At 63.5% G+C, this 23,505-nt stretch carries 20 protein-coding genes; 13 read left to right on the forward strand and 7 right to left on the reverse strand.

The features are described from left to right. The first annotated feature begins 86 nt into the window (after positions 1-86). A complete protein-coding gene (infB, locus tag FCS99_RS04795) occupies positions 87-2,663 on the forward strand; it encodes a translation initiation factor IF-2 (RefSeq protein WP_138510934.1) in 2,577 nt (858 codons plus the stop codon). A 71-nt stretch (positions 2,664-2,734) separates the two neighbouring features. Here the strand turns inward: infB and FCS99_RS04800 are convergent, their stop codons facing one another. Further along, entirely contained in the window at positions 2,735-3,202 is a 468-nt protein-coding gene (locus tag FCS99_RS04800; RefSeq protein WP_138510935.1) for a nuclear transport factor 2 family protein, read from the reverse strand. Between the two features lie 137 nt (positions 3,203-3,339). On the opposite strand from FCS99_RS04800, the gene rbfA reads away from it, so the two are divergent. Next, positions 3,340-3,753: a 30S ribosome-binding factor RbfA gene (gene rbfA, locus FCS99_RS04805; protein ID WP_138510936.1), complete on the forward strand. Its 414-nt coding sequence runs from the start codon at positions 3,340-3,342 to the stop codon at positions 3,751-3,753. A 6-nt stretch (positions 3,754-3,759) separates the two neighbouring features. On the opposite strand, the gene FCS99_RS04810 is transcribed toward rbfA, so the two are convergent. Further along, positions 3,760-5,073 carry a serine hydrolase domain-containing protein gene (locus FCS99_RS04810; RefSeq protein WP_138510937.1) on the reverse strand — a complete coding sequence of 438 codons (1,314 nt, stop codon included), beginning with the start codon at positions 5,071-5,073 and terminating at the stop codon, positions 3,760-3,762. A gap of 185 nt (positions 5,074-5,258) precedes the next feature. Between FCS99_RS04810 and truB the strand changes: the two genes are divergently transcribed. From truB to FCS99_RS04855, 9 genes are all read left to right on the forward strand, one after another. Beyond that, a complete protein-coding gene (truB, locus tag FCS99_RS04815; RefSeq protein ID WP_138510938.1) occupies positions 5,259-6,215 on the forward strand; it encodes a tRNA pseudouridine(55) synthase TruB in 957 nt (318 codons plus the stop codon). Positions 6,216-6,244: 29 nt separating this feature from the next. Next, on the forward strand, positions 6,245-6,514 hold the full coding sequence (gene rpsO / locus FCS99_RS04820) for a 30S ribosomal protein S15 (RefSeq protein WP_138510939.1): 270 nt from the start codon (positions 6,245-6,247) through the stop codon (positions 6,512-6,514). A gap of 29 nt (positions 6,515-6,543) precedes the next feature. Beyond that, positions 6,544-8,679, forward strand: a complete 2,136-nt coding sequence (gene pnp / locus FCS99_RS04825; RefSeq protein ID WP_138510940.1) for a polyribonucleotide nucleotidyltransferase — start codon at positions 6,544-6,546, stop codon at positions 8,677-8,679. 232 nt (positions 8,680-8,911) lie between these two features. Continuing rightward, positions 8,912-11,887, forward strand: coding sequence for a 2-oxoglutarate dehydrogenase E1 component (locus FCS99_RS04830; protein WP_138510941.1), 2,976 nt, complete (start codon positions 8,912-8,914; stop codon positions 11,885-11,887). 34 nt (positions 11,888-11,921) lie between these two features. Beyond that, positions 11,922-13,463, forward strand: coding sequence for a 2-oxoglutarate dehydrogenase complex dihydrolipoyllysine-residue succinyltransferase (gene odhB, locus FCS99_RS04835; protein ID WP_138510942.1), 1,542 nt, complete (start codon positions 11,922-11,924; stop codon positions 13,461-13,463). A gap of 139 nt (positions 13,464-13,602) precedes the next feature. Next, positions 13,603-14,043: a hypothetical protein gene (locus tag FCS99_RS04840; RefSeq protein WP_138510943.1), complete on the forward strand. Its 441-nt coding sequence runs from the start codon at positions 13,603-13,605 to the stop codon at positions 14,041-14,043. A 72-nt stretch (positions 14,044-14,115) separates the two neighbouring features. Continuing rightward, on the forward strand, positions 14,116-14,559 hold the full coding sequence (locus tag FCS99_RS04845) for a hypothetical protein (protein WP_138510944.1): 444 nt from the start codon (positions 14,116-14,118) through the stop codon (positions 14,557-14,559). A 145-nt stretch (positions 14,560-14,704) separates the two neighbouring features. Beyond that, positions 14,705-16,105 (forward strand): dihydrolipoyl dehydrogenase, encoded by a 1,401-nt coding sequence (gene lpdA / locus FCS99_RS04850; protein ID WP_138510945.1) that lies wholly within the window; start codon positions 14,705-14,707, stop codon positions 16,103-16,105. Positions 16,106-16,324: 219 nt separating this feature from the next. After that, on the forward strand, positions 16,325-16,879 hold the full coding sequence (locus FCS99_RS04855; RefSeq protein ID WP_171036239.1) for a GNAT family N-acetyltransferase: 555 nt from the start codon (positions 16,325-16,327) through the stop codon (positions 16,877-16,879). A 4-nt stretch (positions 16,880-16,883) separates the two neighbouring features. Here FCS99_RS04855 and FCS99_RS04860 read toward each other — a convergent pair whose 3' ends face one another. The 4 genes from FCS99_RS04860 to FCS99_RS04875 form a co-directional block, all read right to left on the reverse strand. Continuing rightward, on the reverse strand, positions 16,884-17,198 hold the full coding sequence (locus FCS99_RS04860) for a winged helix-turn-helix domain-containing protein (RefSeq protein WP_138510947.1): 315 nt from the start codon (positions 17,196-17,198) through the stop codon (positions 16,884-16,886). Continuing rightward, positions 17,195-17,809, reverse strand: a complete 615-nt coding sequence (locus tag FCS99_RS04865; protein ID WP_138510948.1) for a hypothetical protein — start codon at positions 17,807-17,809, stop codon at positions 17,195-17,197. Before FCS99_RS04865 ends, FCS99_RS04860 begins: the two co-directional genes overlap by 4 nt. A 98-nt stretch (positions 17,810-17,907) precedes the next feature. Continuing rightward, positions 17,908-18,843 (reverse strand): tyrosine recombinase XerC, encoded by a 936-nt coding sequence (locus tag FCS99_RS04870; protein ID WP_138510949.1) that lies wholly within the window; start codon positions 18,841-18,843, stop codon positions 17,908-17,910. Then, positions 18,825-19,484 carry a DUF484 family protein gene (locus FCS99_RS04875; RefSeq protein ID WP_171036240.1) on the reverse strand — a complete coding sequence of 220 codons (660 nt, stop codon included), beginning with the start codon at positions 19,482-19,484 and terminating at the stop codon, positions 18,825-18,827. The genes FCS99_RS04870 and FCS99_RS04875 overlap by 19 nt, the downstream gene beginning before the upstream one ends. A gap of 145 nt (positions 19,485-19,629) precedes the next feature. Here FCS99_RS04875 and FCS99_RS04880 point away from each other — a divergent pair, with 145 nt between their 5' ends. Continuing rightward, the gene (locus FCS99_RS04880) at positions 19,630-21,798 is read left to right on the forward strand and encodes a primosomal protein N' (protein ID WP_138510951.1); all 2,169 of its coding nucleotides are present in this window, start codon (positions 19,630-19,632) and stop codon (positions 21,796-21,798) included. A 17-nt stretch (positions 21,799-21,815) separates the two neighbouring features. Further along, entirely contained in the window at positions 21,816-22,541 is a 726-nt protein-coding gene (locus tag FCS99_RS04885; RefSeq protein WP_138510952.1) for a TerC family protein, read from the forward strand. Here the strand turns inward: FCS99_RS04885 and FCS99_RS04890 are convergent. Next, positions 22,538-23,257 carry an NUDIX hydrolase gene (locus tag FCS99_RS04890; protein ID WP_138510953.1) on the reverse strand — a complete coding sequence of 240 codons (720 nt, stop codon included), beginning with the start codon at positions 23,255-23,257 and terminating at the stop codon, positions 22,538-22,540. The two genes, FCS99_RS04885 and FCS99_RS04890, sit on opposite strands and share 4 nt — an antisense overlap. Between the last annotated feature and the right edge of the window lie 248 nt (positions 23,258-23,505).

Genomic DNA, 23,505 nt, shown 5'->3' on the forward strand with positions numbered 1-23,505 from the left:
AACCGGGTAGAGGTTTGAACAGTGCGCCTTTCCGGCATTCGGCTACCGGGAAGAAGCGTGGAACGAAGCCGATTTGGAAGGCTCGCATGAGCGACGCAGACGACAACAAGTCCGGCCGCCGGCCGCTGTCTTTGAAACGATCCGGTTCGGGCACCGTGCAGCAAAGCTTCGCGCGCGGCCGCTCCAAGGCTGTGGTGGTTGAGAAGAAGCGCAAGCGTGTGGCGACTCCGGGCAAGGATGGGGCTTCCGCCGGCAAGGCGGGTGCGGCTGGCGGCAAGGGCGGTGAAAGCGCCCTGGCAGCCAAGGCGCGCCAACTGGGCTTGTCCGAAGAGGAACTGGTCGCACGTCAGCGCGCGATTGCCCGGGCCCGGGCAGAATCCGCTGACCGTGAGGCCAAGCAGAAAGAGGAAGCCGCTGCGCGGGAGCAGCGGGCCGAGGACGAGCGCCGTCAACTCGAAGAGCAGCGCGAGCGTGAAGCCCGCGAAGCCGAGGACGAACAGCGCCGCAAGGCCGAGGACGAAGCCCGCCGGATCGCGGAAGAGAATGCCGCTCGTGCCGCGCAGGAAGCGGAAGTTGCTCGTCAAAGCGATGACGAGCCGCGCCGCAAGGCTCCGCCGGCCAAGGAAGAGCCCCGTCGCGAAAAGGCGAAGGATACCGATGATGCGGCGTCCGCTCTGGAAGCCATGGGCGGCCGGGTCAAACGCAAGGGGGGCGGCGGTGCTGCCTCTCCCAAGGCCCAGCCGGCTCGTGCCAAGACGGACAATCGCCGTCGCGGCAAGCTGACCATCCAGAACATCCTGGACGGGGATGAGGAGCGCCAGCGCTCCCTCGCCTCTGTCCGCCGCGCCCGTGAACGGGAAAAACAGCGCCGCCAGGATACGACGGGTGGCCGTGACAAGTTCCAGCGTGAAGTGATCGTGCCGGAAGCCATCACGGTGTCCGACCTGGCCAACCGTATGGCTGAGCGGGCTGTCGATGTTGTGAAATACCTGATGAAGCAGGGCCAGATGGTCCGCGTGAATGACGTGCTGGATGCCGATACTGCCGAACTGGTGGTCGAGGAATTCGGTCACATCGTGAAGCGCGTCTCCGAGGCCGATGTGGAAGAGGGCTTCATCGCGGATGATGATCCGGTCGAAAACCAGAAGACGCGCGCTCCGGTCGTGGCTGTCATGGGCCATGTCGACCACGGCAAGACCTCGCTGCTTGATGCGCTGCGGTCTTCCGATGTGGCCGCAGGCGAGGCCGGTGGTATCACCCAGCATATCGGGGCCTACCAGATCCAGGTGAAGAATGGTGACAAGATCACCTTCCTCGACACGCCCGGTCACGCCGCCTTCTCCGCCATGCGTTCGCGCGGTGCCCAGGCGACCGATATCGTGATCCTGGTTGTGGCTGCGGATGACTCCGTCATGCCGCAGACCATTGAGGCGATCAATCACGCCCAGGCTGCCGGGACGCCGATCATTGTCGCTGTCAACAAGTGCGACAAGCCGGGTGCCGATCCGAACAAGGTCCTCACCGACCTTCTGCAGCACAATATCGTTGTGGAAGCCATGTCGGGCGACGTGCAGGCCGTCAATGTGTCGGCGAAGAAGCGCGAAGGCCTTGAAGCCCTGACCGAAGCGATTTCCCTGCAGGCCGAACTTCTGGACCTGAAGGCGAATCCGGATCGCGAAGCCGATGGCATCGTGATCGAGAGCCAGGTCGACAAGGGCCGTGGCCCGGTCGCCACGGTTCTAGTGCGCCGCGGCACGCTGAAGCGCGGTGACATTGTTGTGGCTGGCGCCCAGTGGGGCCGTGTCCGTGCCCTCGTCAATGAGCGCGGCCAGCAGCTCACGGAAGCCGGCCCGTCGGTTCCGGCCGAGATCCTCGGTCTCGACGGGGCACCGGATCCGGGTGAGGTCTTCGCTGTCGTCGAGAATGAGGGCCGCGCCCGCGAGATCGCCGACTACCGCCAGCGCAAGGAGCGTGATGCCGGGGTCGTTGCCAGCGGCGGCGCTTCGCTCGAGCAGATGATGGCGCGTCTCAAGCAGGACGAGACCAAGGAATTCCCGCTGCTGATCAAGGCCGACGTGCAAGGCTCGGCCGAGGCGATCAAGCAATCGCTCGAGCAGATCGGCAATGAGGAAGTGCGGGCTCGTGTCATTCATGCCGCTCCGGGCGGGATCAATGAAAGCGATGTGCTCCTCGCCAAATCCTCGGGCGCTCCGATCTTTGCCTTCAACGTCCGTGCCAACAAGCAGGCCCGTGAACTGGCCGAGCGCGAGGGCGTGGAGATCCGCTACTACTCGATCATCTATGATGTGCTCGACGATGTGCGGAACACGATCGAAGGCATGCTGTCGCCGGAGAAACGCGAGGACTTCATCGGCTACGCCGAAATCCTGGAAGTCTTCAACATCACCAAGGTCGGCAAGGTCGGCGGTTGCCGCGTGACCGAAGGCGTGGTGAAGCGTGGCTGTGGCGTCCGTCTGCTGCGCGACGACACAGTGATCCACGAAGGCAAGCTGAAGACGCTGAAACGCTTCAAGGACGAAGTGTCCGAAGTGAAGTCGGGTACGGAATGCGGCATGGCGTTCGAGCGCTATGAAGACATTCAGCCGGGCGACATGATCGAGTGTTTCGAAGTCGTGGAAGTGGCGCGCAAGCTGGAAGACTAGGTCTTCAGCCTCGTAACGGAACTATCAGGAAGGGCGGCTCTCGGGCCGCCCTTCTTGTGTTCGGGGTCAGGCTAGGGCGTTCCGTCGTCCGGCTGTCTCTGCATTCCGGCATAGTCGGTATAGTCGCGATGCTCGGTCACTTGCCCGTTTTCGACGGTGATGATGGTGATGATCGGGAAGCGGTAGGTCACGGCGCCTTCGGGCGTTCCGAATTCTACATCGGATATTCCGTCATAAATCACATGCCCGGACGCCTCATAGGTGCGCTCCAGCGTGTAGCGCATCGAGGTGACGCCCCAGCCTTGAATACCGTCAATGATCGCGTCCGAGCCCTGCCAGCGTATCGGCGAGGTGATCGGGGCGACATCGAAGGAGGTCGGATCGACGAAGATGGCGTCTTCGGCATAGAGGCCCGACAGAACCTCGAAATCCTGGGCCTGATAGGCCTCCATATAGGCATCGGCGACCGGGCGGACTGTGTCGGGTGCGGGGGGCGCGTCGGTCTGCCAGGTCAGCATTGCGGCGAAAATGGCAATCATGTGAACCTCCGGTCTGATAACAGGCTTAGAAGATCCCTGCGCCCGCCGCACATCACGCTTGCGAGAGGCAGGTCTTGCCTTTGCCTGTGGAGGGGCGTACACCCCCGCGCCCTGCCTCCGCTTCCTGGGAGACCGTCATGGCTCGCCGTCAGAAATCTGCTTCCGCCAAAGGACCGTCGCAGCGTCAGCTGCGCGCGGGTGAGCTGTTGCGGCACGCGCTGGTGGACATTCTCGCGCGTGAGGAAATGCGCGATCCGGATCTGGAAGGAGTCCTGATCTCGGTGACGGAAGTGCGGCCCAGCCCTGATCTGCGGCAGGCGAAGGTGTATGTTGCCCCGCTTGGACATGGCGACCAGGTCAAGGTCGCGGCGGCGCTGAACCGGGCGTCCAGCTTCCTGCGCGGCCGCTTGGGCCGGGAAATCGACATGAAGTTCACGCCGGAGCTTCACTTCCATCCGGACAACAGTTTCGACACGGCCAGCCATGTCGATGAGCTTTTGCGCCGGCCTCAGGTCCAGCGCGATCTGGATCATGGCGAGGACGAGGACTAGGCCCGGTTAGTCGGCCGGTTCGGCTTCCAGTGGCGGCAGGTCTGTCCGTTCCAGCGTGATCGCGCGTCCCGCAGCATCCGTCAGGCGCCGGCCTGTCAGCCGGACAACGCGTCCGGATTCATCGCGTTCCAGAACCAGTTCGGTCCCGATGCGGCGCCAGAACAGGCGATCCGGTCCGGCGGGCGTCAGGTAATCACGCCGGCCCGATTGCGGCAGGATGATATCCAGGCCGCCTTCGCCTTGCACCATCTCCAGACTTCCCAGCACGGCACTGTGATAGCGGCCGGCTGCCTGAAGGAGTGACGGATCAAGGGCGACGGTCGCCGGCCGGACGGGCAGATCCGCGTCGGCGTTGAAGATCAGGTCCAGGATCAGCGTGTGCACGGCCTCGGCCGGGTAGGATTCGATGTTGACGGCATAGGCCAGAACAAACTCGCCGGGCGAAAGTGCGATAATGCCGGTGCGGTATCCCGAAGGCGCCACGCTGATGGCGTAATGGGCGTAGCCCTCCCGTTGACCGGCTTGCCAGCCCGCGCGCATCCGTCCATCGGCCTGGAAAAGGTCGATCCGCCGTTCCAGCACCGCCTGGCCCAGCCGTACCAGGTCCGGAGCCGTCGCGTAGAGGCCGTCATGCCCGGGCAGGACCACCGGGTCGCTCGCCGGTCGGAGATCCAGGGGTCTGGGGCCCGGAGTGTATCCGGTGGCGAGGCCGTTCAGCCCGGCATGCCGGTCGAGGATGAGGCTGTTGTCCATATCCAGCGGCCCCAGAAACCGGGAGGCGATCAGGGTTTCGAACCGGGCATTGCGGGCAATCTCGATTACCCGTGCCAGCGCGGCTTCATCGAGCTCAATCGGACTGGCCTGGGCGGCTGCGTCAGGCAGCCAGGCCGTTCGCGCGGCCGCAGCCGGATCGATCCGGCCAGTACGGTCGAGCAGGTCGCCCACGGCCAGTGCTTCGGCGCCGGCGAGGTCCGGCAGATAGCGGGAGAGCGGGGTGTCGGGATGGAGGGTACCAGCCTCCAGCATCCGGTCAGCCATGGCCCGGGTCAGGGTCCGGGTGATCGCGCCGGCAGGAAAACGGGTTTCTCCGCTGAAGCGGGCGCCGCTCTGCCAGTCGGCATAGCCCAGACTGACCAGCTGGATTGGCCCGTCTCCGATGCGAAAAGCGATCACGCCCGAAAAATCGTGGGTTTCGGTGACGGGGGCCAGCGCGCTTTCGAGCCGGACCGCAAGAGTGGACGGGTCGATCTGGGCATGTGCGGTGAACAGTCCGGAGCAAGGGGTCAGGACCAGGACAAGGCAGGCAAAAAGACGACGCATGGATCGGGGACCGGGCAAGACAATCAGTGTTGATAGCAGACTAGGTCATTCCGGTATCGGCTTCGAGCGGAGATGCCGCTAAAACTGCGTGGCGCTCCCACCTCTTGCAGAGGCCGGGGCTCTGGTCTATCAGCGCGCCCTTTCGCGACCGGGTCCGAACCCCGGCGAGAGAGAAGGAGAATTTCATGGGCCGCCGCAAGAAGGGTGAGGACATCCATGGCTGGGTGATCCTGGACAAGCCGCTCGACATGACGTCCACACAGGCCGTTTCCGCCGTTCGCCGGCTCTTCAATGCCCGCAAGGCCGGACATGCCGGCACGCTGGATCCGCTGGCCTCGGGCATTCTGCCGATTGCCTTGGGCGAAGCCACCAAGACGGTGCCCTTCACCATGGATGGCGACAAGGTCTACCGCTTCACCGTGAAATGGGGCGAGCGCACCGATACGCTGGATGCAGAGGGTGAGATCATCGCCACCTCCCCGGTTCGTCCCGACCGTGCAGCGATCGAAGCGGCGCTGGGACAGTTTCTCGGCGATATCCAGCAAGTGCCGCCGACCTATTCCGCGATCAAAGTGGATGGCGAGCGTGCCTATGACCTCGCCCGGGATGGTGAGGATTTCGAGCTGGAAGCGCGTTCCGTCTGCATTGATGCGCTGCGCCTGCTGGACTGTCCAACGGCCGATATGGCGGTGTTGGAAATGCAGTGTGGCAAGGGGACCTATGTTCGTTCCCTGGCCCGCGATCTCGCCCAAGTTCTTGGCACGGAAGGCCATGTTGCCGCTTTGCGCCGAATCCGCGTTGGCGGGTTCGCAGAAGCGGAATCCACAAGACTGGACGAGTTGAAAGAAATGGCCCATAAGGGCGCCGCTTCGGAAGCTCTGCTCCCGGTTCAGACCGCGCTGGACGACATCCCGGCCCTGGCCGTGACCGAGGAGGAAGCCTTCCAATTGAAGCAAGGACGACCGATCGTCCTGCTCCCGCGTCAGGCGCAAGAGCTGAAATCGCAGCGACGCCCGCTTTTCATAGCGGATCGGGACTGTTCTTTCTCGGCTTTGGCGCTTTGCAAAGACACGGCAGTCGCGATCGGTGACGCCCGGGCCGGACGGTTCCAGCCCTGGCGTGTTTTCAACCTGACCCCGTAAGGGGCGACATAGAGTTTTAGGAGAACACGATGTCGATCACGCAAGAGCGCAAATCCGCGCTGATCAAAGATAATGCCCGTGGTAAAGTTGATACGGGCTCGCCCGAAGTTCAGGTGGCCATTCTGACCGAACGGATCTCCAACCTGACCGAGCACTTCAAGACCCATAAGAAGGACAACCACTCCCGTCGCGGCCTTCTTAAGATGGTTTCCCAGCGCCGCCGTCTTCTCGACTATCTCAAGAAGAAAGACGAGAGCCGTTACCAGGCTCTGATCGAGAAGCTTGGCCTGCGCCGCTAATCCGCGACGCTATCCGTACGAAAGACGATATGTTCGATATTCAAAAAGAAACGATTGAGTGGGCGGGTCGCCCGCTCACCATCGAAACCGGGCGGGTCGCCCGGCAAGCAGACGGCGCGGTCATGGTGACCTATGGCGAGACCACGGTTCTCGCCACCGCCGTTGGCGTCAAAGCCGCGAAAGAGGGGCAGGACTTCTTCCCCCTCACCGTCAACTACCAGGAAAAGACCTTTGCCGCCGGCAAGATCCCGGGTGGTTACTTCAAGCGCGAAGGCCGTCCTTCGGAAAAAGAGACGCTGACCTCGCGCCTCATTGACCGTCCGATCCGTCCGCTGTTCGCGCCGGGCTTCAAGAATGAAGTCCAGGTGATGATCACCGTTCTGTCCCACGACATGGAAAACGACCCGGATGTGGTCGGCATGGTCGGCGCTTCCGCCGCCCTGGTCCTGTCCGGTCTGCCCTTCATGGGTCCGATCGGGGCAGCCCGCGTCGGCTATATCGATGGCGAATACGTCATCAACCCGGCCGTCGACGACATGGAAGACAGCGCGCTGGACCTGGTCGTCGCTGGTACGACCGACGCCGTGATGATGGTGGAATCGGAAGCCAAGGAGCTGTCCGAGGAAGTCATGCTCGGTGCCGTCGTGGCAGGCCATGAGGCCTTCCAGCCGGTCATCGACATGATCATCAAGCTGGCCGAACGCGCTGCCAAGGAACCGTGGGATTACACCCCGGCCGACTACTCCGCGGAAGAAGCCAAGGTTCGCGCCCTGGTCGAAGCCGACCTGGCCGCCGCCTACACCATCACCGACAAGACCGAGCGTTATGCGGCGGTTGGCGCGGCGAAGGAAAAAGCCGTTGCCGAGTTGGCCCTGACCGAAGAGCGTCCGGACGGCATCCCGGGCACGGTCCTGAAGGATGTCCTGAAGTCGGTGGAAAGCTCCATCGTCCGCGGTGGCATCATCAAGACCGGCAAGCGTATCGATGGCCGTTCGCTCGACCAGGTTCGCCCGATCGTGTCGGAAGCCGGCATCCTGCCGCGTACGCACGGTTCGGCGCTGTTCACGCGCGGTGAAACCCAGGGCCTCGTTGTGGCCACGCTGGGCACCGGCGAAGACGAGCAGTTCATCGACGACCTGACCGGGACCTACAAAGAGAAGTTCCTGCTTCACTACAACTTCCCGCCCTATTCGGTCGGCGAGACGTCTTTCCGTCTGGCTCCGGGGCGCCGGGAAATCGGTCACGGCAAGCTGGCCTGGCGGGCCGTGCGCGCTGTGCTGCCGAAGCATGAAGACTTCCCGTACACGATCCGCCTGGTGTCCGAGATCACCGAGTCCAATGGTTCGTCGTCCATGGCGACGGTCTGTGGTTCCTCGCTGGCCCTGATGGATGCCGGTGTGCCGATCACGCGTCCGGTGTCGGGTATCGCCATGGGTCTGATCAAGGATCCGGAAGGCGTGGCCGTCCTGTCCGACATCCTGGGTGATGAAGATCACCTTGGTGACATGGACTTCAAGGTGGCGGGTACGTCTGAAGGCGTGACCTCGCTGCAGATGGACATCAAGATCGCCGGCATCACCAAGGACATCATGCAGACGGCCCTGGAACAGGCCAAGGGCGGCCGCATGCACATCCTGGAAGAGATGGGCAAGGCGCTGGGTGAAGCCCGCACCGAGCTGGGCGAATTCGCCCCGCGCATCGAAACCATCCAGATCCCCACGGACAAGATCCGTGACGTGATCGGTTCCGGCGGCAAGGTGATCCGCGAGATCGTCGAAACCACTGGTGCCAAGGTCGACGTCAATGATGATGGCGTGATCAAGGTGTCGTCCTCCGACGCCGCTTCGATCAAGGCTGCGCTCGACTGGATCCACGGTCTGACGGCTGAGCCGGAAGAAGGCCAGATCTACAAGGGCAAGGTCGTCAAGGTCATGGACTTCGGTGCCTTCGTGAACTTCTTCGGCCCGAAGGACGGTCTCGTCCACGTGTCGCAGATGAAGAATGAGCGCGTGAAGCATCCGTCCGACGTCGTGGCCGAAGGCCAGGAAGTCTACGTGAAGCTCCTCGGCTTTGATGACCGCGGCAAGGTCCGCCTGTCGATGAAAGTCGTCGACCAGGAGACCGGAGAAGAGGTCACCAAGGAAGAAGCGGAACAGGCCGAATAAGCCGGTTCACACGCTGAGACATGAAGACCCCCGCGGACCTTGTTCGCGGGGGTTTTTCGTGCGCGCCATGATCGGCAGGGGGCTATCTTCGCCCCGATTGTTCTGTCAGCATCTTGGCAGCAGACCCGTGCAAAACGGTACTGTGTCGTGGACATTCGGACTAGATGATTGCTTAACCCTCCTTGTGTAGCGACACATACAGACACACTCCTGACTCAGGTCTCCCCCCTCAATGTCTGACCAAAACCGATCCCCCGAAAACCAGTCCTTCCTGGATACGTCTTTCCTGCAAGGCGCCAACGCGGTGTATCTTGAGCAGATGGCTGCGGCCTATGCCAAGGACCCGTCATCGGTTCCTGCCAGCTGGAAATCCTTCTTTGATGCCATGGGCGATGCCGCCGGCGATGTGAGCCATGCGGCCCGCGGACCGGCTTGGACGCGCGCCGACTGGCCGCGTTCGGCGAATGGCGAAATGGTGTCCGCCCTTGGCGATATCGGGCCGGACGAAGCGGCCATGGTCGACAAGGTCGCGGAGCATGTTGGCGCGGGTGCAGACCCGGCTGAAGTGCGTCAGGCCACGCAGAATTCCATTCGCGCCATCATGATGATCCGCGCCTATCGCATGCGGGGCCATCTGGCGGCGGACCTCGATCCGCTGGGGTTGACGGATTTCGGTTACCAGGCCGAGCTTGATCCGGCGACCTATGGCTTTACCGGCGCAGCGCTGGACGAGGAAGTTTTCATCGACGGCTATCTGGGTCTGGAAACGGCAACGCCGCGCCAGATGCTGGACATTCTCAAGCGCACCTATTGCGGGCCGGTGGGTGTGGAGTTCATGCACATCTCCAACCCGGAAGAGAAAGCCTGGCTCCAGGCGCGCTTTGAAGGGCCGGACAAGGACATCACCTTCACCACCGAAGGCAAGAAGGCCATCCTGTCCAAACTGATCGAGTGCGAGCGCTTTGAGCAATTCCTGCACAAGCGCTATCCGGGCACGAAGCGTTTCGGGGCCGATGGCGGTGAAGCCATGGTTCCGGCGCTGGAACAGATCATCAAGCGCGGTGGTGCGATGGGTGTCGAGGACATCATCATCGGCATGCCGCACCGGGGACGCCTGAACATTCTGGCGGCCGTGATGGGCAAGCCCTATCACCAGATCTTTCATGAATTCCAGGGCGGCAATACCCAGGGCGAGGAAGAGTTCGGCTCCGGCGACGTGAAATATCATCTGGGCGCCTCCTCGGATCGCGAGTTCGACGGCAACAAGGTCCACCTGTCGCTGACGGCCAACCCGTCCCACCTGGAAGCGGTCGATCCGGTTGTTCTGGGCAAGGCGCGCGCCAAGCAGGAAGACAATTGCCGCAAACAGCCGGGCACGCCGCGCTCCTCGGTCCTGCCGCTCCTGCTGCACGGTGATGCGGCTTTTGCCGGTCAGGGCATGGTGGCGGAATGCTTCGGCCTGTCCGGCCTGCGCGGTCACCGTACGGGCGGCGCGATCCACTTCATCGTGAACAACCAGATCGGCTTCACGACCGACCCGAAGGACAGCCGCTCCAGCCCCTATCCGTCCGATGTGGCGCTGATGGTGCAGGCGCCGATCTTCCACGTGAACGGGGATGACCCCGAAGCGGTGACCCACGCCACCAAGATCGCGACGGAATACCGTCAGCTGTTCGGCAAGGACGTGGTCATCGACATGATCTGCTACCGCCGCTACGGCCACAATGAAGGCGATGATCCGACCTTCACCCAGCCGATCATGTACCGCATCATCAAGGATATGCCGCCGGTCCGGAAAAAGTATCAGGAGCGCCTGATCGCGGAAGGCGTGCTGACCGCTGCGGAAGCGGAAGCCATCGAGAATGATTTTGACGTCTTCCTCGAAAAGGAATTCGAGGACGGCAAGGCGTTCGAGCCGAAAAAGGCCGACTGGCTGGATGGCCGCTGGTCGGGTCTGGGTCTGCCGGAGGATGACGAGCGCCGCGGCGACACGTCCGCGCCGATGGAAAGCCTGCGCGAAGTCGGCTTGTCGATGACGCAGATTCCCGACGACATCAACATCCACCGCACGCTGAAACGTGTCCTCAATAGCCGTCGTGACGCGATCGAGAAGGGTGAGGGGATCGACTGGGCCACGGCCGAGCACCTTGCTTTCGGCACGCTGCTCACCGAGGGTTTCCCAGTCCGCCTGTCCGGCCAGGATTGCGGTCGCGGCACCTTCTCGCAGCGCCACTCGCACATCATCGACCAGGAGACGGCGGAGCGCTACACGCCGCTCAACAATCTCTCCGATGACCAGAAGAAGTATGAAGTCATCGACTCCATGCTGTCGGAAGAGGCGGTGTTGGGCTTCGAGTACGGCTATTCGCTCTCGGCCCCGAACACGCTGGTCATGTGGGAAGCCCAGTTCGGCGACTTCGTGAACGGCGCCCAGGTCATCATCGACCAGTTCATCTCGTCCGGTGAGCGCAAATGGCTGCGCATGTCCGGTCTGGTGATGCTGCTGCCGCATGGCTATGAGGGTCAGGGTCCGGAACACTCGTCTGCGCGCCCGGAACGCTTCCTGCAATTGTGCGCCGAGGACAATATGCAGGTCGCCAACTGCTCCACGCCAGCGAACTATTTCCATATCCTGCGCCGCCAGATCCACCGGAACTTCCGTTCGCCCCTGGTGATCATGACGCCGAAAAGCCTGCTGCGTCACAAGCGCTGCGTCTCGACGCTGGCGGCCATGGGGCCGGGCTCCTCCTTCCACCGCATCCTCTGGGATGATGCCGACGCCAAGTCGCGGCCGGAAGGCGAGATCCAGCAGACGTCGACCAAGCTTCAGCCTGACGACAAGATCCGCAAGGTCGTGCTGTGTACGGGCAAGGTCTATTATGATCTTCTCGAAACCCGGGAAGAACGGGGCATCGATGATGTCTACCTGATGCGGGTCGAGCAGCTTTATCCCTTCCCGTACAAGGCGATGATGGCCGAGCTGTCGCGCTTCCCGAATGCGGACGTGGTGTGGTGCCAGGAAGAGCCGCGGAATATGGGCTATTGGACCTTTGTCGAGCCCAACATCGAATATGTTCTTGGAAAGATTGAAGAAAAAGCCGAGCGTCCGCGCTATGTGGGCCGGGTTCCGACCGCATCCACGGCGACCGGCATTCTTTCCAAGCACAAGCAACAACAGGACGCGCTGGTCGACGAGGCGTTGGCCTGACCCCGGACACTTCAGTTCGAAGGACGAGACTTAAATGACTGATATCATTGTTCCCCAGCTCGGTGAGAGCGTGACTGAAGCAACCGTTGGCAGCTGGCAGGTGAAGCCGGGTGACAGCGTTTCCAAGGATGATGTCCTGGTGGAGCTGGAAACCGACAAGGTTGCCGTGGAGGTTCGCGCCGAAGCCGATGGAATCATTGGCGATATCTTCGCCCAGGAAGGCGACAACGTCGAAATCGGCGCCAAGCTCGCCACGCTGGAATCCGGCGGCGAAGCCCCCGCCAAGGATGCGGAAAAGAGCGAAGACACCGCGCAAATTAATGAAAAGCCGGAGACGTCCGACAACGCGCCGGCCCCGTCGGGCGGTGATGCGGTCGAGGCCACCGTGCCCCAGATGGGTGAGAGCGTGACCGAGGGTCAGATCGGTTCCTGGCTGGTCGCCGTGGGTGACACGGTCGAGATCGACCAGGCCCTGGTCGAGATCGAGACCGACAAGGTCGCCGTGGAAGTGCCCTCGCCGGTCGCCGGTGTCGTGGCCGAGCTGCTGGTGGGCGAAGGCGATACGGTGGCGCCGGGCGATGCCGTGGCGAAGATCACCGAGGGTGGGTCGGCGCCGGCCGCCAAGTCCGAACCGGCGGCGGCTGAATCGGCTCCGTCCTCGTCTTCGTCCGATGCCAAGACCATGCCGTCGGCCCAGCGCGTGATCGAGGAGAACAAGCTGGATGCCGGTTCGATCGAAGGCACCGGCAAGGATGGCCGGATCACCAAGGGTGATGCGCTGAAGGCGGCTTCCTCTGCACCGGCCCCGTCCGCCGCGCCCTCGGCTCCGGCACCGTCTGCCGCTCCGGCCGCGCCGTCGGCACCGCGGGAAACCGGGCCGCGCGAAGAGCGCGTGAAGATGACGCGTCTGCGCCAGACGATCGCGAAGCGCCTGAAGGATGCCCAGAACAATGCGGCCATCCTGACGACCTATAACGAAGCCGACATGTCGGCGATCATGGCCGCCCGTAAGGCGCACCAGGAAGCCTTTGTCGCCAAGCATGGCGTGAAGCTCGGCTTCATGAGCTTCTTCATCAAGGCCTGCGTCAATGCGCTGAAGGAAATCCCGGCGGTCAATGCCGAGATCGATGGCACGGACATCATCTACAAGAATTACTATGACATGGGCGTTGCCGTCGGCACGGACCGGGGTCTGGTGGTTCCGGTGGTACGCGATGCCGACCAGATGTCGCTGGCCGAGATCGAGAAGGACATCATCCGTCTGGGCAAGAAGGCCCGCGACGGCAAGCTGTCCATCGAGGACATGCAGGGCGCGACCTTCACCCTGTCCAATGGCGGTGTGTATGGCTCGCTGATGTCCATGCCGATCCTGAATGCGCCGCAATCGGGCATTCTGGGCATGCACAAGATCCAGGAGCGTCCGATGGCCGAGAATGGCCAGGTCGTCATCAAGCCGATGATGTATCTCGCCCTGTCCTATGACCACCGTATCGTGGACGGCAAGGAGGCGGTGACCTTCCTGGTCCGCGTGAAGGAAAACCTGGAAGACCCGCAGCGCATGCTGTTCGACCTCTAGTCGGGTCTTCATCCGAACATGACAGGGCCGCCCCACCGGGGCGGCCCTTCGCGTTCCGGTCACGGCTTGTTCAGCCCAAAATCGATTTATGCATCCCTTCCCGGACAGAACGGGTTATGCCGGTCTTCAGGAGACAGGCATGCGTATGAGTCGATTGGCGTTACGGGCCTTCCAGGCCCTGGTGGCCCTGCGGGCCTTTTATGCGGTTCTCCTGTGCAGTGGCACGCTGGTCTTCCGGTTCGGCCATGGCAATTACATCGCCATCGAGGAGAATCTGGGACATGTCCTGATGGACATGCCGCTCTGGTATTATGGGGTCTGGGCGGGTTTCGTGACGCTGTATGCGCTGGCCGCCCTCTTGCTGATCCTGCGCATCCGGCTGGCGCTGGTTTTCTATGGACTCGCTTTTGCGACCGATTTCATCCTGTCGCTCTACTGGTTCCAGCAACCCGCCATGGACCGGGCCTATTATGGCAGTGCCAATCTGGTGGAATGGGTGCTCAATACGATCGACCTGGCCTCGATCAGCCTCATGCTGCTGGCCGGCCGCTGGGTTTTCGGTCGTCGCGCGACCGGGTGACGGCTCAAGCGGGCTCGCGACCGGGCGGGCGCTGGGCTAATCTCATCGCGGAGATTCGCAAGGGAGAGCCATGTGCTGGATCGTTGGGCCCGCTGGGTCATTGCCGCCGGCGTGGCATTCTGGAGCTTTCTCCAGCTTCAGTATTTCCTGCATGCCATTCTGATCTTCACCGGGCAGCACGGTTTCCTGGACCTGGACCGGAGCTATGTCGAGGTGATCCGTTCCCTGCATCCGGTGGAAGTCGCGGTCTCACTGGTCAATCCGCCGCTCTACCTGGCGGCCACAATCCTCATCGCCCTGCGGAATCCCGTCTGTCTGCCGGTGTTCGGCCTGGCCCTGCTTTTCGACCTTGGCGGTTGGCTGAGCTACTCCATGAACGCGGCCTATGACCAGACCAACCAGTCCAATTACGACTGGCTGATCAATACCGGATTGCTGGTCGCGCTGATGGCTCTGATCACCTTGCGCCAGCGTGGGCATTTCAAACGCTCCGCCCGGGCCGGCACCGAAGGTTGATGCGCGAGACTCCGGCATGTTCGGGGTTGGCCGGACACCGGTGTCGCACGTCACTGAATTGTCCCGGCCCTGCCCCCTTACTTTACGCGCCATTCATAGGCATATAGGCCCATAGAGCGATCACCTGCGAGATGAGAGGCGACCCATGTCCGAGACCTATGATGTTGTGATCATCGGCGGCGGCCCCGGCGGCTATAATTGTGCAATCCGGGCCGGCCAGCTTGGCCTCAAGGTCGCCTGTATCGAAATGCGCGGCACGCTGGGCGGCACTTGCCTCAATGTCGGCTGCATTCCGTCCAAGGCCCTGCTGCACGCTTCCGAGCTCTATGAAGCGGCCGGGACCGAGTTCGAAGCGCTGGGCATCCAGACCGGAGGCCTGTCGCTGGACCTCGACAAGATGCTGGCCCAGAAGGATGAGGCCGTGGACGGTCTCACCAAGGGTATCGAGTTCCTCTTCAAGAAGAACAAGGTCGAATACATTGTCGGCAAGGGCCGGATCACGGGTCCCGGAACCGTCGAGACCGAAACGGCGGACGGCACGCAGACCCTGGACACCAAGAACATCGTCATTGCCACAGGGTCGGAAGTGACTCCCTTGCCGGGAGTGGAGATCGACGAAAAGCGCGTCGTCTCCTCAACAGGCGCCCTGTCGCTGGAGAAAGTGCCGGGCAAGCTGGTCGTGATCGGCGCCGGCGTGATCGGGCTGGAACTCGGCTCAGTCTGGCGCCGCCTGGGTGCCGAAGTGGCCGTGGTCGAGTATCTCGACCGCATCCTGCCGGGCATGGACAGCGAACTGGCCAAGACGGCCCAGCGCATTTTTGCCAAACAGGGCATGGATTTCCACCTGTCCACCAAGGTGACGGGCGTGGATACGTCCGGCGAGACGCTGAAAGTCTCGATCGAGCCGGCCGAGGGCGGAGAAGGCCAGGCGCTGGACGCCGACACGGTCATCGTGTGCATCGGACGCCGCCCCTACACCAAGGGTCTGGGCCTGGAGACCGTGGGCATCGAGCCCGACCAGCGCGGTTTCATTTCCAATGATCATTTCCGCACCTCGGCGGAGAATGTCTGGGTCGTCGGTGATTGCACTCATGGCCCGATGCTCGCCCACAAGGCCGAGGATGAAGGCGTGGCCTGCGCCGAACGCATTGCGGGCAAGGCTGGCCATGTGAATTACGGCGTCATTCCGGGCGTGGTCTACACGGCACCGGAAATCGCCTCGGTCGGTCAGACGGAAGACGAGCTCAAGGCCGAAGGCCGCAAATACAAGAAGGGCAAATTCCCCTTCCAGGCCAATTCCCGCGCGCGCACCAATCATGCCACGGACGGGTTTGTTAAAATCCTGGCCGATGCCGAGACGGATGAAATCCTCGGGGCCCACCTGATCGGGGCCAATGTCGGCGAGATGATCAGCGAGCTCTGCCTGGCCATGGAGTTCCAGGCCGCGTCGGAAGATGTCGCCCGCACCTGCCACCCGCACCCGACCCTGACGGAAGCCATCCGCCAGGCGGCCATGGGAGTGGAGGGCTGGACAATGCAGTCCTAGCAAAAGTCCGGAAAGGCTGTCGTATTTCCGACGCCAAACCGGACTATGAGGGGCTTTGGTCAGTCAGGTGCTCGTTCGGGCAGGCGGACTGACCGCGATTGATCGAACACTGGAAGTTGAAGCATTCCGGCCGGAATGGGGGCGGACAAGCGGATCGGTTTCGGGCATAAGAAGCCGGGATTGCGGCTGTCGGTTTCGGGCCGGATTGCGTTTGGGGACATGGATCGTTCGAAGATGAAAAAGCCGATCGAACTCGTCTCGTCGCGTCTGCGACTGATCGCACTGACGCCGGAACTCGCGGCGCTTCAGAAATCCGACCGTATGGCTTTTTTCAAAGCCCTGGAAGTCGAGCCGGAACCGTCCTGGCCTCCGGAATTGTTCGATGTCGAGACCATGGCGGATGAGTTGGCAAACCATCCCGGCGATACCGGCTGGTACAGCTGGGTCTACATCTCGCCCGTGATGCATCGCTTGCTCGGGTGTGGCGGTTTCAAGGGTGCGCCGGATGCCGAGGGGCGCGTGGAAATCGGCTATTCGATGCTGACCTCCTACCGCGAGCAGGGACTGGCAACGGAAGGGGTCAATGCGTTGACCGGCTGGGCGTATCAGGATTATCGCGTCAAGCATGTCATCGCCAATACGCCCGCCGATCGGGATGCGTCGCATCGCGTGCTGGAGAAGGCCGGTTTCGTCCAGACCGGGACATTCCGGGACGAGGCGGACAATACCGACATGATCGGCTGGATCTATCGGCCGAGCCAGGCGGCCGCCTGACGGATCAGGTGCTGGTCTGGTCGCCGATCAGCTGGCGCAGCTGGTCCAGATAGGCCAGCCAGGCCTGGCGGCCGGCCTCCGTCAATGCGGCCCGCGTTTGCGGTTTGCGATCCACGAAGCGTTTCTCGATCGCGACATAGCCGGCCTCTTCCAGTTTTCTCAAATGGACGGACAGATTGCCGTCGCTGGATCCGGTTTTCTGCTTGATCTCGGCGAAGGTGGCGCTGTCCAGGGCCGACAGGAAGGCCATAATCCCCAGCCTCAACCGACCATGAATGGTCTCGTCGATCCGGGAGGCGTCGAATTCGGGATCACTCATGCCTGGGACGTTTTCGGCTCATTGCGCACCAGGGTCAGGCCTGGCAGGACGGCGAGGATGATGACAGCCGCCGTGCAGTAGAGATAAAGGCCGGGCGTGCCAACCAGGAGCATGCCGCCGCCGGCTGCCAGCCAGGAAATGATTGAGAGGGGGCGCATCCATTTCGGTCCGCCCAAGCTGGAGGCCACCCAGAAGGACACGCCGTACCCGCCGAAGGCCACGAGGGGGATGGTGTCGAACAGGATCATTTCGGCCCGGCCCGCAAAGGCGGCGATGACGATCCCGATGGCATAGGCCGCAATCATCCACATGACGCCATTCCAGACCGCGCCTTCGCCGCGATTATTGACCGCGCCGGAGCCGGGCTTGTTTCGCAGGCTGCGGCCGAGCACCACGCTGCCCGCCATGCCGATGAGGCCATAGGCCAGCCAGACGAAACCGACATAGGCCGTGTTCAGTCCGGTCAGCCCGGAGACCAGAGCCCAGTGGGCGAGAAGGGCCGGCGCGGCCAGGCCGCCCCACCACAGAAAGAAGCGCCCGGACAGGGATGCGGCCTGCTGGCCGGCTTCGGCAACGGAGCGCAGATAGGCAAGATCATCAGTGTGCGACATGTTTCCTCCAAGTACTTTAAAAAATAAAGTACACGAAATGGTCTCAGGCGCAAGCCGGTGCCGGAAGGCGGGTTCAGACGGGCGGATCCGGGGGCGATCTACCGCTTGCGGGCGCGGGGATGGGCTTGGTCGTAGATCGACATCAGGCGTTGTGTCTCGACATCGGCATAGACCTGGGTAGTCGAGAGGCTGGCATGGCCGAGCAATTCCTGGATGGCCCGCAAATCCCCGCCATTCGCCAGAAGATGGGTGGCGAAGGCGTGCCGCAGGGCGTGGGGCGTGGCGCTGGGGGCCAGACCCAGGCGCGCGCGCAAATCCTGCATCAAGGCCTGAACGCTTCGCGCACCGAGAGGGCCGCCGCGCACACCCCGGAACAGGGCGTCCTCGGAATTTGTCTGGAAGGGACAAAGCCGGACATAGGCTTCACAGGCCTCCCGCACGGCAGGCAGAACGGGAACGATCCGGGTCTTGCTGCCCTTGCCGGTCACGCGAAGACTGTCCGACAGGGGATGGTCCGCCCGGCGCAGGGCCAGGGCTTCGGAAATCCGCAGACCGCAGCCATAGAGCAGGATCAAAAGAGCCGCGTCCCGAGCCTTGATCCAGTCCGGCGCGTCACGCTCGCCGGCTTCGGTGATCAGGGCCCGCGCGGCCGTTTCGCTGACGGGTTTGGGCTTGGAGGGTGTGTGTTTCGGGCTTTCCACCAGGGACAGGGCGGCCACTTCGATCTTCCAGCGGCGCTGGAGATAGTCGAACAGGGTGCGCACGGCGGAGAGTTCGCGGGACAGTGAGCGGGGCGACAGCCCGTCCCGTCTCCGATCGGCCATCCAGGCGCGAAAATCGCTCGCCTTGAGGTCCGGAAGATCTGCCAGCGTGATCATCTGACCCAGATGGGCGGCAAGAAAGGCGGCAAACCCGTCGAGGTCCCGGCGATAGGCGTCCAGCGTGCGGGGTGCGAGCCGGCGCTCACCTTCCAGATGGGCGTAGAAGGCGGCCAGTGCCTCGTTCAGGGGCGTCCTCAGCTCGCGTGCAGCCATTGGACAATCATGCGCTCGATGGCGCGGGCGAGGAAGTTCAGCAATTCCGTGCCCTGGCCGGACTGAAAGAGCTGGGTGTCCCGGGCGGCCAGCGCCATCAGCCCGTCATGACCGCCGAAATCGAGCCGGACGATGGCCTGGCTCTTCACGCGGGCACCCTGCTGGCCATAGAGGGCATGGGCGGTGTCTGGATCGACCGGACCGAGACGCTCGACCTTCTTCCCAAGGATTTCCGACACAAAGCCTTCCGACGCGCCCAGAATGCTCTCACCCTTGCGCAGCGGGGCATGGCCCTCGATCAGGATACGGCAGACATCGACGCCCAGCGTGCCGGTCAGGCGGCTGGAAATCTTGCGGTCGAGCGCCGTCAGACTGTCCACTTCCAGGAGGGCCAGGACGGCCATGTGGATCTGCGACTGGGTCGCCAGATTGGCCCTTGCGGTTTCGACAATGCCCTCATTGAGCGCCTTGAGCTGGCGGACTTCCTCGAGAAGCTTGTCCCGGGCTGCCGTGCCCAGATCGATGACATCCTCTTCACCGCCGGCCCGGGCCAGCACGGCCAGGAGTTCCGCGTCTTCCCGGACAAAGTCGGGATGGGCAAGAAGAAAGGCGCGGACATCTTCGGGTGTGGGTTGGGTCATGCCGGTCGCTCCGAAGCTCGAATCATCCCTGTTGTCGCGCATTCGCCGCGCGCTTGGCAAATCCACAGGGCCGTTCTGCGCGCGGGCTTGGCGTGGCCGGGCGGCGCTGGCTAAGTTTCGCCCCTGACGAGGATACCACTCCCCCATGACCGAGGCCGTGCGCCCCATCGCTGCCATCCTGTTTCCGCTGCCCCTGCCGGAAGCCTTCGACTATGTGATCCCGGAGGGTGTCGAACTGGCCCCGGGCGATCATGTCCTGGCGCCCCTGGGCAAACGGTCGGCCCGCGGCGTGGTCTGGGCGATCAAGCCGGGCGATCCCGAGCGCACAAAGCTCAAACCCGTGGAAGCCGCCACGGGCGGTCCGCCCCTGCCGGAGGGCACGCGTCGCTTCGTTGACTGGCTGGCGCGCTATCTGGTGCAGCCGCCGGGCATCATCCTGCGCTCGGTCCTGCGCTCCACGGATGCGCTGAAACCCTCCCCGGTGGAAACCGTGTATGCGCGGGGGAGCGGCGAGCCGGACCGGATGACCGACGCCCGCCAGCGCGTGCTGGACGCGGTCGAGGTTCTGGGTGAAGCCTCGGCGGCGGATATCGCCCGCGAGGCCGGGGTCACGGCCTCGGTGGTGAAGGGGCTGGCCAAGTCGGGCGCCCTGACGGCGATCACGCGCGATGTGGATCCGCCCTATCAGCGGCCCGATCCGGAATTGGAGGGCGTCGAACTGACCGCCATGCAGGCAGAGGCGTCGGGCGTTTTGCGGCGCCTGGTTCGCGCCGGCGGTTTCCAGGCGGCCTTGCTGGACGGGGTGACCGGGTCGGGCAAGACCGAGGTCTATTTCGAGGCAGTGGCCGAGGTGTTGCGCCAGGATCCCGACGCCCAGATCCTGATCATGCTGCCGGAGATCGCGCTCACCGAGGCCGTGCTGTCGCGCTTCAAGGCGCGCTTCGGCTGTGAGCCGGCCCTGTGGCACTCGGCCGCCGGGCCGAAGAACCGGCGCCGGGCCTGGCGGGAAGTGGCCGAGGGCCGGGCCCGGATCGTGGTGGGCGCGCGGTCGGCACTCTTCCTGCCCTTCCGCTCTTTGCGCATGATCGTGGTCGATGAGGAGCATGATCCGACCTACAAGCAGGATGAAGGCTTGGCCTATCAGGCCCGCGATCTGGCCTTGGTGCGGGCGAAGCTGGACGGGGCGGTCGTGGTGCTGGCCTCCGCAACACCCTCGCTGGAGAGCCTCGCGAATGCCCAGGCCGGGCGCTATGTCCATGTGAGGCTGGCGGCCCGGCCCGGCACGGCGATCCTGCCGGAGATTGCCACCATCGATCTGCGCCAGACCCCGGCGGAGGCCGGCTGCTGGATGTCACCGCCCCTGGTGAGCGCGGTGGCCGAGACGCTGGCGCGGGGTGAGCAGACCCTGCTCTATCTCAACCGGCGCGGCTATGCGCCGCTGGTCCTGTGCCGGGCCTGCGGGCATCGCATGGTGTCGCCGGACACGCAGTCCTATCTGGTCGAGCACAAATATACCGGCCGCCTCGTCTGCCATGTGACGGGCTTTTCCATGCCCAAGCCGAAGACCTGTCCTGAATGCGGAGCGGAGGACAGTCTGACCAGCGTCGGTCCGGGCGTGGAACGCGTCGCCGAGGAGGCCAAGCGCCGCTTCCCGCAGGCGCGGGTGGAGATCTATTCCTCCGACAGCCAGCGCGGCGCGGACATCGTGGCGGCGATGGAGCGGGGCGAGATCGACATTCTGGTCGGCACGCAGATCGCCGCGAAAGGCCACAATTTCCCCAATCTCACCTTGGTCGGCGTGATCGATGCGGATCTGGGTCTGGCTGGCGGCGATCCGCGGGCCGGGGAGCGCACCTATCAGACCTTGGTCCAGGTGGCAGGCCGCGCCGGCCGGGCCGAGCGTCCGGGCCGGGCCCTGCTGCAGACCCACCAGCCGGAACATGACGCCATCCAGGCGCTGGTCGCCGGGGATCGCGATGCCTTCCTCGACATGGAGTTCATGGCCCGCGAAATGCTCGGCCTGCCGCCTTTCGGGCGTCTCGCCGCGATCGGGCTGATGTCCCAGGACCCGGCGAATGTCGAGAAGGCGGCGAATGACTGGGCCGCCGCTGCGCCGGTGACCGATGGCGTGGAAATCTGGGGTCCGGCGGAACCGCCGCGTGCCATGGTTCGCGGCTGGCACCGCCGCCGCCTCCTCGTCCGCGCCGACAAGACGATCGACATTTCCGCCTATCTTCGAAGCTGGGCCAGCCGGGTGAAGACACCGAGCTCGGTCCGTGTTTCCATTGATGTGGAACCCTATTCCTTCATCTGATCCGGACCCGTCTGCCCATGCTCGACCTCCTCGCCTCACCGGAAGTGCTGATGTCGCTTCTGACCCTCACCTTCCTGGAGATCGTGCTGGGGATCGACAATGTGATCTTCGTGGCGCTGATGGCGTCGCGCCTGCCGGAGGCGCAACAGGGCAAGGCACGGACGCTGGGACTCGGCCTGGCGCTCATCTTCCGGGTCATCATGCTGTTCGGCCTGGTCTGGATTGCGCATCTGGAGGCGCCGCTCTTCACCGTGCTGGACCATGAGGTCTCCTGGCGCGATCTGATCCTGATCGGGGGCGGTCTCTTCCTGCTGGGCAAGGGTACTCTGGAAATCCACCATTCCGTCGAGGGTGAGGAGGAGCATCATGAGGGCCGCGTCGCTGCGACCTTCGGGATGGTCGTCACCCAGATCGTGGCCATCGACATTGTGTTCTCGCTCGACAGCGTGATCACGGCCGTCGGGATGACGGACCATCTGCCCGTGATGATCGCCGCAGTGACCATCGCCATGGCGATCATGCTGTGGGCGTCGTCCAGCGTAGCCGAGTTCATCGCCCGGCACCCGACCACGAAAATGCTGGCCCTGTCCTTCCTGCTTCTGATCGGCGTGGCGCTGGTGGCTGACGGGATCGGCTTCCACATCCCGCGCGGCTATCTCTACTTCGCCATCGCCTTCTCGCTCTTCGTGGAAGTGCTCAACATTCTCGCCAAGAAGGCGCGGCGCGCGGGGAAGTCGGACTAACTCCCGCCCCGCACCCGTTCATAGAGTTCCGCCGGACGGAAGGCCTTGCCGCGCTCACGCTTGCCGGTGGGGCGGACGAGGCCGCGGTCGCGCATCTTCTTGCGGAAGGCGGGTTTGGAGAGGGTTTCCGCGAGCAGGGTCTCGTGGATGTCCTGCAGGTCGCGCAGGGTGAACTGGGCGGGCAGGAGTTCGAAGCCGACTCCGGAATAGTCCAACTTGCCGCGCAGGCGCTGGATCGTGGTGGCGATGATGCGGCCATGGTCGAAGGCCATGCGGATCGGCACATCCTTGAGGGTGCGGATGGCCGCAGCGGGGCCTTCATCGTCCAGGCCGAGATATTGGACGACGCCTGTTTCTAGCGAATGGTGGGATTTGACGGCGCGATGAAAGATCTCGTGCGGGACCAGGGCGAAATAGGCGACCGAGACGACGCGGCCGCGCGGATCGCGCTCCAGGGCGCTGAAGGTGCGCAATTGCTCGAAGAAGGCGTCGTCAATGCCGACCTTGGTACGCAGGATGCGATGGGCGCATTGGTCCAGGGTTTCATCGATGTGGAGAATGCTGCCGGGCAGGCCATGGGTTCCGCCAACCTTGCCGGCATCCTCGCGCTTCTGGAGAAGGGTGAGGATGAGGCCTTTCTCGATCGTCATGATGACGAGATCGACGGCGAGGGCGGGCTGGTCGTGGCGGCGGATGTCGCGGGCGGTGGCGGGCATGGCGCTCTCCTTATGATCTGTTTGTTATTATCTAAAATGTTATAAGTCAAATGTGCTTTAGTGGTCGCGGCACCCGGGCCGGGTGCTCCGCGATTGGTCCGTGCGCTGAATCCGCCCGCCTATCTGGCTTGCTGCCCGCTGCCCCCTGTGCTATCGCAGCGCCGAACCTTGAGGGGCGTGCGCCGCAGCACAAAATTCGGGTTTATTTTAGTCGTTGAATAACAAGCACTTGCATCGTCCCGATGAGC

The sequence above is a fragment of the Maricaulis alexandrii genome (assembly GCF_005871165.1).
In the GTDB taxonomy this organism is placed as follows: domain Bacteria; phylum Pseudomonadota; class Alphaproteobacteria; order Caulobacterales; family Maricaulaceae; genus Maricaulis; species Maricaulis alexandrii.

Bases quoted from the DNA above. Each gene is read 5' to 3' on its own strand.
- FCS99_RS04840 (WP_138510943.1), top strand. From the start codon at position 13,603: ATGCGTATGAGTCGATTGGCGTTACGGGCCTTCCAGGCCCTGGTGGCC.
- rbfA (WP_138510936.1), top strand. From the start codon at position 3,340: ATGGCTCGCCGTCAGAAATCTGCTTCCGCCAAAGGACCGTCGCAGCGT.
- FCS99_RS04865 (WP_138510948.1), bottom strand. From the start codon at position 17,809: ATGTCGCACACTGATGATCTTGCCTATCTGCGCTCCGTTGCCGAAGCC.
- infB (WP_138510934.1), top strand. From the start codon at position 87: ATGAGCGACGCAGACGACAACAAGTCCGGCCGCCGGCCGCTGTCTTTG.
- FCS99_RS04885 (WP_138510952.1), top strand. From the start codon at position 21,816: ATGCTCGACCTCCTCGCCTCACCGGAAGTGCTGATGTCGCTTCTGACC.
- FCS99_RS04875 (WP_171036240.1), bottom strand. From the start codon at position 19,484: ATGACCCAACCCACACCCGAAGATGTCCGCGCCTTTCTTCTTGCCCAT.
- pnp (WP_138510940.1), top strand. From the start codon at position 6,544: ATGTTCGATATTCAAAAAGAAACGATTGAGTGGGCGGGTCGCCCGCTC.
- FCS99_RS04880 (WP_138510951.1), top strand. From the start codon at position 19,630: ATGACCGAGGCCGTGCGCCCCATCGCTGCCATCCTGTTTCCGCTGCCC.
- FCS99_RS04800 (WP_138510935.1), bottom strand. From the start codon at position 3,202: ATGATTGCCATTTTCGCCGCAATGCTGACCTGGCAGACCGACGCGCCC.
- FCS99_RS04860 (WP_138510947.1), bottom strand. From the start codon at position 17,198: ATGAGTGATCCCGAATTCGACGCCTCCCGGATCGACGAGACCATTCAT.
- FCS99_RS04870 (WP_138510949.1), bottom strand. From the start codon at position 18,843: ATGGCTGCACGCGAGCTGAGGACGCCCCTGAACGAGGCACTGGCCGCC.
- truB (WP_138510938.1), top strand. From the start codon at position 5,259: ATGGGCCGCCGCAAGAAGGGTGAGGACATCCATGGCTGGGTGATCCTG.
- lpdA (WP_138510945.1), top strand. From the start codon at position 14,705: ATGTCCGAGACCTATGATGTTGTGATCATCGGCGGCGGCCCCGGCGGC.
- FCS99_RS04830 (WP_138510941.1), top strand. From the start codon at position 8,912: ATGTCTGACCAAAACCGATCCCCCGAAAACCAGTCCTTCCTGGATACG.
- odhB (WP_138510942.1), top strand. From the start codon at position 11,922: ATGACTGATATCATTGTTCCCCAGCTCGGTGAGAGCGTGACTGAAGCA.
- rpsO (WP_138510939.1), top strand. From the start codon at position 6,245: ATGTCGATCACGCAAGAGCGCAAATCCGCGCTGATCAAAGATAATGCC.
- FCS99_RS04855 (WP_171036239.1), top strand. From the start codon at position 16,325: ATGGATCGTTCGAAGATGAAAAAGCCGATCGAACTCGTCTCGTCGCGT.
- FCS99_RS04810 (WP_138510937.1), bottom strand. From the start codon at position 5,073: ATGCGTCGTCTTTTTGCCTGCCTTGTCCTGGTCCTGACCCCTTGCTCC.
- FCS99_RS04890 (WP_138510953.1), bottom strand. From the start codon at position 23,257: ATGCCCGCCACCGCCCGCGACATCCGCCGCCACGACCAGCCCGCCCTC.